This is a genomic window from Candidatus Izemoplasma sp. (assembly GCF_982632705.1).
This window is the reverse complement of sequence record NZ_CEXEES010000045.1, coordinates 1-13072: the sequence shown is the minus strand read 5'-3', so window position 1 is coordinate 13072 and position 13072 is coordinate 1. Positions and strand designations below refer to the sequence as shown.

Here is a 13072-nt window from a genome sequence, read left to right as displayed (position 1 = left end):
GGGTGTACTTAAAGATTATGAACTACAAGAATTGACAGTTGGTGAAACGACTATCAAAATAGGTGGTAGAGTAGATTACTCATTTGCTATTATTCTTTCATTACAGTATTTTGCATTTGTAGTTATAGTTTCCCTGGTAATGTTAATTTCTGGAATATATATCTATAAAGACACAGACAAGATCAAAGTACTATCAACTGATCTTGATTATCGAAAGAATTTTGATAGTGAAACTGAATTGTTTAATATTGAAAGATTATACGATGATGTCGCTGAGCAGACAAAACAAAAAGACAAATTCTTCTTAGCCTTTATAAACGTTGTAAATCTTAAACATATAAATGAGAAGTTTGGACATTATAAAACAACAGAACTATTAAGGAAAACCACAGGATTGATTCAAAGAGTATTAAGAAACAACTCTGAGATGTATCGATATGGTGGAGATGAATATGTCATATCAATTAAATCGGACTCTAAGAGCGAGATTACAAATATGATGAGACGTATATCGAATATCTTTGAAACCGATATCTCAAGCGGAAATATACGCGCTAGATTAGGAATCACTGTTGGGATTGTTAGTTATCCAAGAGATGGTAAAACAGTTGAAGAACTTGTAATGAACGCCCATTTAACTTCAATGCAAATATCAAGATATGATAAAGAAGTATTTAAGTACTATGAAGCAGATAAAATTAAACACGCATCAACCAATGAAGATTTTGATAAAATGGTTGGTGGATTGAATTTAGAATTGTTTGAGGTATTTTTGATGCCGATAGTAGACGTTCAAACAAATATCATTTCTGGATTTGAATGTTTAACAAGAGCATTTGATGATTTTGGAAACACATTACCAACAGAAGAAGTAGTTCTGAGTTTAGAACGTAATGGTAAAATTCAGATATTAGATGAAATAGTGTTTAAGAAAATGTTACAAATAATGAGACGATTAAACAAAGAGTATCCAGAAGAGGATTACTTCTTAAGTCTTAACGCATCAGCGTTAAGTATAAATGATGAGTATGTTCATAATATTACTACAGCATACAACCAAGCAAGATTAACAAAAGGACAAATTGTATTAGAATTAACTGAGAGTCATCAAGTTGAAGATGACGAGTACTTAATTACCTTATTCAATAAATTGAATGATAAAGGTATTAAAGTAGCAATCGATGATTTTGGAACTGGATATAGTAGTTTAAGTTATATCTCAAAGTTTCCTCTATACGCGATTAAGATTGATAAATCATTTGTTCGTGATTACACAACAAACACATTTAACCAAACATTGTTGATGACACTGAAGTCTATCGCTAAAGTATTAAAGTGTAAACTTGTTGCAGAAGGTGTAGATAGTGTCGAGACATTAGATTACTTAAAAGAGTTTGATTGTCCATTCTATCAAGGATACTTGTTCAGTAAAGGAGTACCACTTGAAGACGCATTTGCATTAATAAAAAATAATATATCAAAACAAAAAGAGTAGAGTATTTTCTACTCTTTTTGTGTTATAATATATTTGAATTTATAGGAGGATATTATGGATAAAAAAATAGCTGTGATAAGTTGTAGCAATGCATGTTTGGATTATATTGATCATGATTATGACATCAAAATATTTAGATCTACCCTGCACCTAGGAGATGAAGATTATCTAGATTATATTGATATAAGCGCAGATGAGTTCTACAAAAGATTAGAAGAAGATAAATCAGTATTTCCAAGTAGTAGTTATTTCCCGCTTGGTAAAATGATTGAGATGTATGAGAATTTAGTTAAAGAAGGATATACACATTGTATCGTGATTTCGATATCGCAACATATGAGTGGAATTTATAATGCATCTATGATGGCAGCAAAAGAAGTTCCTGAATTAGAAGTGTACTCTTTCGATTCAAAAACAGTAACGTACCCACAAGCTCTTATGGCACTAAAGGCATCAGAGATGATAAAAAATAATAAAGAGATTCCTGAGATATTAGAAGAACTAGAGTACATAAGAGACAACAATAAAATATACTTTGCTGTTAAGGAACTTACCTACTTAATAAAGAATGGTAGACTAAGTACTGCATCAGGATTTATTGCGAACACATTAAAAATAAAACCTGTCTTACATATTAGTAAAGAAGGTAAAGTAGAATCGTTTGATAAAATAAGAACATTCAAAAAAGCAATCAACAGATTAATCAATTTATATGTTGAAGAAACAAAAGGATTAAATGCATTGCCATTCATTATTCATGCGAATAATCCAGAAACAAGAGACTTTATAATAGAAAGATTAAAAGAATTAAACCCAGAATTAACAGAGATACCTAGTGTGCCTTTAACGGCTGTAGTAGGTGCGCATGGTGGTCCTGGAACTATTGGTTTAGGATACTATATACAAAGATGAAATGATTAAATTTCATCTTTTTTTTAAAAAGTACTTGTGTAATGCACAGTAGGATGATAGTATATAAGTGTGCAATACACATTAAAGGAGGTAATTATATGTTAAGTAATACACAATTATCACAAATGATATATAATGGCATTGATAAATCTGTTGTTTTAGAAGAAATTAAAAAAGGCAGAGATTACCATAAGATGATTCAAACACAAAAAAGATTCTCAAAGTAATACCCTTATAAAAGGAAAGACACAAATTTTTTTTACAAACTATTTGTGCAATACACATTAAAGGAGGTAGCAAAATGAATCCGCAATTTAAAAAAGGAGTTATTGAAATGTGTGTGTTAAAGATGATTTCTAGAAAAGATATGTATGGCTTCGAGGTAATTGAAACAATTAGCAAAGAAATCGAAGTGAATGAAAATACAATATATCCGATCTTAAGAAGATTAACAAAAGCAGAATATTTTAACACATATAAAGAAACAATGAGCGTAGGTGCTCCAAGAAAGTATTACAAAATAAACGAAGAAGGACTGGAGCAATTGCAAATATACGAAAGTGAATTCGGGAAGTTTATTAAAAGTGTTTACCGTATATTAGGAGGTAGTGAAGCATGAAAAACGAATATTTATTACAACTAAAAACATTATTGGATCGTTATGAAATGGATCAAGACGAAAAACAAGACATATTAAATGATTATAGTGATATGTACGACAACTGGATTGACAGAGGAATGTCTATCGAAGAAGTTGAAGAAAAACTAGGGAAACCTAAAAGCATTATTAGAAGTTTAGTAGAAGGATATAAAAAAATACCTAAACCATCTGATAACAGAACTAAACTTATTGCAGTTTCACCATTTATTTCTCTTATAGCATTTTTTGTCTTAGGATTTGGATTTAATGAATGGGTATATTCATGGATGGTATTCTTATTCATTCCTGTTATAGCTATCATAGTTGAAATGACAAGAGATAAAGATCCTCATGTCACAACGGCATTAAGCCCGTTTGCAGCAAGTATCGCATATTACATACTTGGTATGCAATATGGATTATGGCATCCAGGTTGGATCGTATTCATCATCATTCCTATTCTAGGTGTATTCAACTCTAGAAAAGATATGGACTTTAAAACACTAATAACAGCATTAAGTCCATTTGCAGCATTGATTGCATATCTGTATATTGGTGAAATGGGATACTATCATCCAGGTTGGTTAATATTCTTGATCGTTCCATTCATTGGGGCAACTCATGAGAAACCATTTGGAAAAGCATTGTTCATTATGACTTCTATCGTATTTGGAGCAGCACTATATCTATACATCGGATATGAGTTCGATGAATGGTATCTAGGTGGATTTGCATTCTTACCACTTATAGTATTCTACATCTATAATGGAAACATCGTAATCTTCGCTAGTGATGAAGATGTACCTAAAGGATATAAAATCGCAGTACTTGTTTCGGGGATTGCTTACCTAATTGTTAGTTTACTAACACAAGCATGGTTGATTACATGGTTAATATTCTTGATCATTCCAGTATATGCAATTAACAGAGAAGTATCAGGAAACGAGAGAACAATAGCCTTAACACCATTTTTATCATTAACAATATTTATGTTGTTAGGATACTTCTTAGGTGCATGGGCATGGGCGTGGTTGGCATTCTTAATCATTCCAATCACAGCTATTATAAAAGAAGCATAATTCATTAAAAATTCACATATCGTCATGAATTTTATACTATTATAAAAGTAGTTCTAACTCTTTTAGGGATTAAAAGGAAAGAGAGTGAGGCAACAAAAAAAAGGTGCGTAAAGCACCTTTTTTCTTTTTGAACAAATAAAAAAAGAGGCATCCCTCTTTTTTTATTATCTATAGAAAGCTTCTCTAAATAAATCTAAGTAATGAATAATATCCATTTCTAGATTTTCAAACGCTTCTTTGTCTAAGGTAGCATTAGAGTTTTTCCACTCTAAACTAATCTTATCAACAGTCCATCTAACAACTTCTAAACAACGATCTACATTTAATGTATCTTCAAATGCATAATAGTCTATATTGCTAAATAACTTTTCATACGATTCTTCAGTAGTCTTTTTGTTTAGTGCTATAATCTCTTGGATCATATCAGGATCTAATAGTTTACTTGCAGTCTCAAATAACTCTACAAACAATGGATGTTGTAGATAAGATTCTATTTTAACTAACGTTGATTGTTGCATTCTATTTAAAACGTCACGATCTGCGAAGTTAACTTTCTCATATAATTCATTAGTAATTGCTTCTCTTGCATGTTTGTATAAGTGTAAGTATAATTCCTTTTTACTATTAAAGTAATGGAAGAGTAAACCTTTTGAAACATTGGCCTCACGTACAATCGTATTTGTTGATGCTTTTTTGTAGCCTTTGTCTGCGAATTCTACTAACGAAGCCTCTAATATTCGACTTCTTCTAGCGTCATCTGTGTTTATGAATTCACTCATTTTAATCACCCTTTCAATACCAAACAAAAAATTGGTCAAGTCCATAGTATCAAATGTTTGACCACTTTGTCAAAAGAAAATAGGTCAATGTGGAAAACTTGTGGAAAACTATGTGTATAACTACCCTTTTTCTAGCCTTTTGGCTATAATAGAGATAGGAGGTAGGTAAAAATGAGTATTTTTGATATAGAAGTTGAAAGCATGAATGGGGACAAATCGACCCTAAACAAGTACAAAGGTGACTTGATTCTAATAGTAAACACTGCATCAAAATGTGGTTTAACACCACAGTTTGAAGGTTTAGAAGAGTTACATAATGCATATAAAGATAAAGGATTACGTATACTTGGGTTCCCAAGTAACCAGTTTTTGAGACAAGATCCAGGTACAAATGAAGAGATAATGGAGTTTTGTCAGTTGAACTATGGAGTGTCGTTTGAAATGTATAAGAAGGTCTTTGTTAAAGGGAAAAACCAACATGATTTATACAAGTATTTGATTTCAAATGCGAAAGAAAGAACCAATAAAAACGTAAAATGGAATTTTGAAAAATTCTTAATCGGTAGAGATGGAGCGATAATTAAAAGATTTGCTCCAACGACAAAACCAAAAGATCTTATACAGGATATAGAACTTGCACTATAAATAATAGAAAGAGAGTAATAATTTACTCTCTTTTTTTATTGTTCTTTTAAAGCTTCTGGAATACTAATTTGCTTGTTATAACGCGATATAAACACTATCGATAAACCGAATAATATGACTAAGAATAAAAGGCCTATGACTATGTTGACTGGTTTAAGCGTCAATATCAGCTTGAAACCTACTATATTCATAATACTTTTAAGCATCAAGTCAAGAAATAACCATGTAATTGGTATAGAAACCAAGTACGTCACAAAGAGGATAACGGCAACTCCTGATGTATATTTTATGTTAACTTCTTTATTTGTATATCCGAGTGACTGTAATATTGCGATGTTATGTTTATTCTCTGTTAAGTACAAAATCATAAGTAATCCAAATATATATAATCCAAGAATAATACTTAGAACAGATATGATAGATATGATGATACTTGATATATTTAGTATTGAAGTTACTTCTAATACTGATTTATTATAGTTTAATCTCATTTGGATGATTGATGAACTATATGCATCATCATCTGTATAAATCCCATTATACATATCCTCATCAAGTCCATAGAGTTCATTTAGTTCATTCTGTCTAATAAATATATTACTTTCTATTAACTCATTTGAAATTCCTTTAATCACATATGTGATTTCATCAGCTCCAACGGTAAAGGTGATTGTATCTCCAATCTCTGCATTTGTTAATTCAGCTAAATACTCACTTATAATTGCCCCTTCATCCAGTAATGAGTTCTGCTGAATATCATTATCAATCAATGCTTTCATAGTAACAGAATCATTGATTCCATAAATTGTTGTTCTATAGTTATCAAGTTCATTGTTGTTGATGCTATTGATTGATCCATAAATTCTAGTAAAAGTTTCATAATCCTCATCAACCACAGAGTTATCAAAATAACGAAGGACAACCATTTCTTCATAGTTATTCCCAAGTGAAGTGACATCAACAAATTCACTAAACATATTATTACCATTCAATCCAAATAATAATATACTGTTTATTAATATAAAGATAATAGATAACTGAGTAACTGTTTTAAGAGGTATATATTTAAATATTTTTAATTTGATTCTTTTAATTGTTTTCTTCTTTTTATCTATTGTTATATATATAAAGATATAACTAACCACTGATATAACTATAATTGGAACCAAAATGGCTATTAGAGCTACTTTTAATGAAAAGTCGAACTCTGCCTTTGGAAAGAAGTATCGACTACTATATAAGTTAAATAACCTACTTGATAATAGTAGTCCAATTACATAACCAATTATACTAGTTGTACTTAGTAAGAATGGGAATAACATATAGGATAGTGTTATTTCTTTTTTTGTGTATCCCATAGATGATAGGATATCAATATCCTTTTTATATTTATCAATGTATCGCTTGATAAACAATAAGATTAATAAAGACAATACTATCATAAATGTTGTTATGAATAAGTCTATAAAGACAGATGCATTCTCTACTTCTAGTTTTAATGTGATAATACGGTAGTTCAAATCACTAGGTAATAACACACTAACCATCTGCATATGTCTTCCAAGAGAAGAACGATCAATGTTTTGAACGGTACTATATGAATCAATTTCTGCGATTTGTGATAAATCTCCTTTTACCGCGTATCGGTAAAATAGATTATGTCCTGTCATTCTAATGGTTTGTTCTTTAGCGAACACCAATGTTTGTGTTTGGGCATCAAACTGAATTGTTGAGAAGTTTAATATCGGGAACAAGAATTCAGGACTGTATGCATAACCTACAATTGTATAGGCTCTACCATCAATTGTTAATTCGTCTAATAATTCTAAATCATTCAATTCTGCATATTCTTTGAATATCATTATTTCATTGGATGAGATAGGTAATCTTCCATCTAGTAAATATGGAAGGTTGATATCTTCATGAATAGATAGAAACTTGAAACTATGTCCATCTTCTTTAATATCAATTACCAGTTGTTTTTCTATTTCGAATCCATATTCATCTTCAAAGTAATGAAGATATCCATCAACAAATTGTTCATACAAATGTGGAGACTCTTTGATTTTTTGATTGATTAGAACATTTAAGTCATTCATAGATTCAGGTGTATCAAGAGAAACGGCGATTCCACATTCAGGTAAAATATGCATTGCCGAACATAGTTCTGTGAAAGCCGTACCTGATAAATAATTAACATCTATCTCATCAATTGAGAAATAGAAATCTTCTACATTATATTCTTCAAGGAATGGCTCGTAGTTGGTTTCTAGCCTTTCTATACTGCTTTTAACCGCAGTAAAGGTTAGTGATATGATTATCACTAACAAGCTTAAAGATATGAACTGTACCCAGTTTTTTTTAAGTTTCTGTACTTGGTCTTTCAATAGAAGTTTCATATAAGGTACCTCTCGTATATTATACATTTTATTTTATGTTTTGGATAATAAATTTATTACTGTAAAATCACAAAATTTACATAAGTCAGTGGTATACTATAAGTGTGAAGCAAAATAAACATTTTTCAAGAAAGGGTGAAAAAATGAAAAAGTTTTTATTATTATTTGTTAGTTTATTAGCAGTATTCGGATTAGGAGCTTGTGATGTGTTTGACAATCCAGAAGATATTCTTGATTGTATAGAAGACCCATCTGGTCCAGATTGTGATCCAAATATTCTATTAGCTGACACAGTTATTGCTAATTGGGACGGTTCAATGGAACATGTCGAATTAGTTATGGACAACATGGATTTCTCAGAATCAATGACGCAAACAATTACGTTTGATGCAATTATAGATGATGGATATACTACAGTAAATATCAATTTAGAAATGGTTGATAGTTACGTATTTGGAGAAATGAATAAAATGCATCGTCAAATGACGCAAACAATGTTGATTGATGGAGAAGAAATCGTGGTTTCATCTGAAGTATTATATGTAGAAGTTGAAACTGGTGTTCACGTATATGTAAATATCGCAGACATCAGACAATTATTAGCCGACGAAATGCAAACTGAAGTATTAGATGCTATGGATGCAGTTGGGTTAACTGAAGATTGGGTTCAATTTAAATTTGATGATACTTTAGCAAATGTAATCGAAATCGAAGTTTTAAAAGAAATGCTTAAAGAAGTATTTTGGAAAGAAGTAGGAGCGAATTTCTTCTACGACTTACAAGATGAAGTTGAATTAGAATTAGGATTTGATTTTGGTTCTTACGGTGTTGATTTAGGATTATTCGTTGAATACATTCTAGATGAAGACTTTGTACAAGCAGAAGCTTTATTAGACGCAGTAGATTTCAACACAATGTTAACAGACTTTGATGTTGTAGTTGTAGCTGACGTTGTAAGCAATTGGTTAGTTGAAAATCAAGTTGCTGTAGAATTAGCGTTACCTGGTTATGATTTCTCAGGACAACTTGTTGTCTTAGAAACAACTGGTTTTGTTGCTTGGTTTAACCAATTAACAGTTGAAGAACAAGATTATTTCATGATGGAAGTAGAAGACTTTGATGCATTAGAAGTATTCTTACATCACCAAAATGGTGATTTAGCACATTTCATCGTTATGGAAATCTTATTAGATCCTGAAAGTGATTTATCAGAAATGGATGGTTTAGACTTTGATGCATTAGTAGATGCAATGGATGCATTAGATTACGAAGCGTTCTACGCTGAAGAAATCATGTTATCAGAACTATTCCAAGCTATCTTTGATGGACAAGATGCATTTGATGTATATGTAGCTGGATTAGGAACAACTGCTCCACAAACAGCATCAATCTTAGCTCCATTCAGTGAAACTGTAATGTATTTAGAAGATGTATTCGCATTTGTCGAAGACATCGAATTAGGATTTGAAAACTTAAGTATGTTCGCAGAATATTTCACAATGGAATATTATGTACAAAACAACATGGCAGTATTAAATGTTGAAGCAACAGAAGATAATAATGTACTTACAACTATCACATTAGATAACTATGGTACATTAGCAAATGATTTATTCAATGATTTCTATTGGTATATGGATTCATTCAATTCATTCGAGATGCCTTATGTAGCACCTGTTAATTGCCCAGTGGGTGCAGAGTGCGAAGTAGTTCCTCTAGATGAAATTGAAAACGGATTAAACCAATTAGGACCAATTGAAGTTGGAATGTTATATAATCCAGCATCACTGGATTATATGGAAATTAAAATTGATTTAGCAAATGTACTTGTTGAATTATTCAATTCAGAAGGTATGGATGCTTCAGACAATCCTATTGAAAAATTAGAAATAACAATTAAAGTTGAAGAAGGTGCTACAGTAACAATACCTACAAATGTAAGTGTTGCAAACGAAATAGCTGAAGACTTCGCTAAGTTTAGTTTAATCATGTATGTATGGGACGTTATGGATGACGTTGAATACGATATAATGAACGAATATGATGATATGGACTTATTAGTTGGAACAACAACTTCATTAACAGATGCAATGATTTATGTATCACCTGCATTTGATCATGATTTATCAATGATCACTGTAAGTGGAACTGTAATGGATCCAGTTGTAAGTATTGATTTATATTGGATCGATGGTACAAGAGTATTTACTGATGTAATTACTAAATTAGAATTAGAAGAGGTTGTTGGAAATGATTCAGGTGCACCGAGTGCTGCTGAATACCAAATGTACTTAGCTAAGATTGATCCAGCTAATTACTCTACGACTAAATTATTCTTAATGTACTTATTAGATGAAGATATGGATAACTACGAAGTGGACTTTGGTTGGGATGCAGAATGGATCTACGCTGACGCATTAGCAGTTGAAGCGGCAGCTCAATTATACTGTGCTCAAACATCTTGTGATAGTAATCAAGTATTAACTTGGGGAGATGTATCTCCATATATCGCAGGTATTGACACTAACTATTATGACTTATATGATTCAAATATAGTTGTCGCAGAATTATATGATGGTTCTTGGTACATTCACTTAGAAGCAAGTGGACAAGGTAACTTAGAATTCCCTGATTGGATTAGTCCATCAGATGCAGACCCAGGTTACGTTTCTGAAGACTGGGATTAAGACTTATACTAAAAGGTTATTCGAATTTCGAATAACCTTTTTTAATTCATGTTGAGCATTTTAGTTTGATAAAAATACCAATAAGGTGTATACTATAGTTGTAGCAGAAATGCTACACTTATCCCTTACATAGCATGGTGAATATTTTTATATTCACACATCCCCTTCCTTAAGAGCCGCAGAGATGCGGTTCTTTCCTATTTATAGGGGTTAACGCTTTAGTGACTGGATTATCAAATAGAAAAAAATTCAATATTTTGTCACAAAGGTGACATAATATGTTATACTATTTAAGTCTAAGGGGATAAGTAGCAGATCAGCTACTTTTGTGTATGCTGATTTTTTATTTTATGACAGGAACCTAGACAAATCTCCTTTCTTATTGTTGATTTGTTTTATTGAAGAATGCAGGACATATCGTCTTGCATTTTTTATTGGTTTCACGTATTATTTAGTAGATGAGGAGATGTTATAAATGAAAAAGATATTAGTTGTTTTATCAGTTTTCTTTATATTTGGGTTAAGTGGTTGTGATTTATTTGCAGAAGAAGTCGTTCCAAAGACAATGCAAAATGTAAATATTGAAGATGCAGTTGAGTTTAAAATGGAGATTATTTGGACATATAGTGGTCCCTTTATAGCAGATGAATATAAAGAAGTATACTATTATGATTATGATGAAGGATTTACATATCTAGAATACACAAATTACTTTATGGATGGAGATAGTTATTTCTACTACATAGAAACAACAAATGGGATAACATATCTATATGATTATGATGATGTAGATTTTGATTATATGGAAGTACCATCAAGGTATAGAGTTGATTTTATGGATTATGGAAGTGATTTTACATTCATAGATGCGTTTAACATCGAATTTGAAGATATAGAACCAGATGAAGATCAAGGTTATGATCACTGGTATAAAGAAATAAAAATTTCTGATACTTCAGAAATGATGCAAGAATATTTGTTGTCAGTTGCTGGTCCATCTTATATAGATGAAGAAGTTGGAATTGAGATGTGGTGTCACCCAACATCATTCTACTGTGATTACCTATTCCATTTGGATAATCTAGCAAATGGAACAATATCAGAAACAATAGATGATTTAGAATTAGAAATAGCAATTACACATACATTCTATACAGAAGATAATAAGTCTAAAGAAGACGTATTACCATCTGTCTATAAAGAAGATGATTACCCAAACAACCTAGATAGTTTATCTCTATCAGGTAACAGAATATTTGGGCAACACTATACAGGTTCAATCGACTTTGAATACGATGGGGATTGTTTCTTCTTCGAAGTAGATGAAAATGATAGATATGTAATTGATATTAACATAGACATATCAGAAGAAGATTCATTGTATTTCTTAATACTTGATGATACATATACACCTGTATTCGAAGGGGCATTTGATTCGTCATCATTCATTAATTCTATGACTTTAGAAGCAGATGTTATATATACACTAATAGTAGCTGCTAACGATGGTACAAGAGTAGACATCGATTATGATTTCTTTATAAATGTATTTGAGTAAAAGAGACGAATTCGTCTCTTTTTTAATATGTAAACAATATCTATAAATTACATCTTGATTTTTCAGATATAATGTTTTATTATATTCATTGTGTAACGGGTTACACATATCTATTTTTGTTGTTTAAAACAAACTATTTATAACTTAAAAAAAGCCAGTCTGTAGCTGGCTTTTTTTAATGGAGTATAAAAATAAATTATTGACTATATGAAATATATATATCATTTTTAACTAAAAAATGCTATAATCTAATGTAATCAAAAGGAAAATACTATCATGGATATTTAGATATCCAGTTATATATCATTAGGAGGGTTACCATGGAAGAAAAAGAAATTAGTTTAAAGGAACTTTTTAACGTCGTATGGAAGCAAAAATACATCTTAGGACTAGTGTTTATACTAGGGCTAGTTTTATTTGGAATAGGTGGATTTGTTTATAATAATTCAAATGAAACAATGGTTACTTATGTCTCGATTCAATGGGATGGAGTAGGTAGAGGTGAATATCCAAACGGAGAACGTTTTGAATATACAAATGCAGTTGAACCTTCAGTAATTGAAGCATCAATCCAAGAAGTTGGATTAGATTTAGCAGAGACTGATGTAAGAGATGCAGTTTCATTGACTCCTGTTGTTCCAAATGACATTGAAGCATTGATTGCTCAAGGATTGGAAAATGGAGAACAAGTCACATATTTCGCTACACAGTTTAAATTATCATTGGATTTTAAAAAACTAGGAATATCAGAAGAAGATGCAAGATCTTTAACAGAACAACTAATCATTCAATTTAGATTAGATTTTGAAAAGAAATATATTGATCAATCAATCGTACTTGATTACACAGGTACCGATTATACTGATCTTGAATATATC

At 31.0% G+C, this 13072-nt stretch carries 11 protein-coding genes; 9 read left to right on the top strand and 2 right to left on the bottom strand.

Annotated elements, in window-relative coordinates:
* The 5 genes from AC2LE6_RS06625 to AC2LE6_RS06605 form a co-directional block, all read left to right on the top strand.
* The coding region (locus tag AC2LE6_RS06625) for an EAL domain-containing protein (protein ID WP_484478477.1) at positions 1-1495 on the top strand (1495 nt) is incomplete at its 5' end.
* A gap of 54 nt (positions 1496-1549) precedes the next feature.
* Entirely contained in the window at positions 1550-2407 is an 858-nt protein-coding gene (locus AC2LE6_RS06620; RefSeq protein WP_484478476.1) for a DegV family protein, read from the top strand.
* 98 nt (positions 2408-2505) lie between these two features.
* The gene (locus AC2LE6_RS06615; RefSeq protein WP_484478475.1) at positions 2506-2634 is read left to right on the top strand and encodes a hypothetical protein; all 129 of its coding nucleotides are present in this window, start codon (positions 2506-2508) and stop codon (positions 2632-2634) included.
* Between the two features lie 74 nt (positions 2635-2708).
* Positions 2709-3026 (top strand): PadR family transcriptional regulator, encoded by a 318-nt coding sequence (locus tag AC2LE6_RS06610; protein WP_484478474.1) that lies wholly within the window; start codon positions 2709-2711, stop codon positions 3024-3026.
* Positions 3023-4126 carry a DUF1700 domain-containing protein gene (locus AC2LE6_RS06605; protein ID WP_484478473.1) on the top strand — a complete coding sequence of 368 codons (1104 nt, stop codon included), beginning with the start codon at positions 3023-3025 and terminating at the stop codon, positions 4124-4126. Before AC2LE6_RS06610 ends, AC2LE6_RS06605 begins: the two co-directional genes overlap by 4 nt.
* Before the next feature lie 164 nt (positions 4127-4290).
* Here AC2LE6_RS06605 and AC2LE6_RS06600 read toward each other — a convergent pair whose 3' ends face one another.
* Positions 4291-4905, bottom strand: a complete 615-nt coding sequence (locus AC2LE6_RS06600) for a TetR/AcrR family transcriptional regulator (RefSeq protein WP_484478472.1) — start codon at positions 4903-4905, stop codon at positions 4291-4293.
* 171 nt (positions 4906-5076) lie between these two features.
* Here AC2LE6_RS06600 and AC2LE6_RS06595 point away from each other — a divergent pair, with 171 nt between their 5' ends.
* A complete protein-coding gene (locus tag AC2LE6_RS06595) occupies positions 5077-5550 on the top strand; it encodes a glutathione peroxidase (protein WP_484478471.1) in 474 nt (157 codons plus the stop codon).
* A 35-nt stretch (positions 5551-5585) separates the two neighbouring features.
* Here the strand turns inward: AC2LE6_RS06595 and AC2LE6_RS06590 are convergent, their stop codons facing one another.
* The gene (locus AC2LE6_RS06590) at positions 5586-7949 is read right to left on the bottom strand and encodes an FtsX-like permease family protein (protein WP_484478470.1); all 2364 of its coding nucleotides are present in this window, start codon (positions 7947-7949) and stop codon (positions 5586-5588) included.
* A gap of 143 nt (positions 7950-8092) precedes the next feature.
* Here AC2LE6_RS06590 and AC2LE6_RS06585 point away from each other — a divergent pair, with 143 nt between their 5' ends.
* The 3 genes from AC2LE6_RS06585 to AC2LE6_RS06575 form a co-directional block, all read left to right on the top strand.
* A complete protein-coding gene (locus AC2LE6_RS06585; protein WP_484478469.1) occupies positions 8093-10636 on the top strand; it encodes a hypothetical protein in 2544 nt (847 codons plus the stop codon).
* Between the two features lie 475 nt (positions 10637-11111).
* Entirely contained in the window at positions 11112-12194 is a 1083-nt protein-coding gene (locus AC2LE6_RS06580; protein WP_484478468.1) for a hypothetical protein, read from the top strand.
* Positions 12195-12514: 320 nt separating this feature from the next.
* The coding region (locus tag AC2LE6_RS06575; RefSeq protein WP_484478467.1) for a hypothetical protein at positions 12515-13072 on the top strand (558 nt) is incomplete at its 3' end.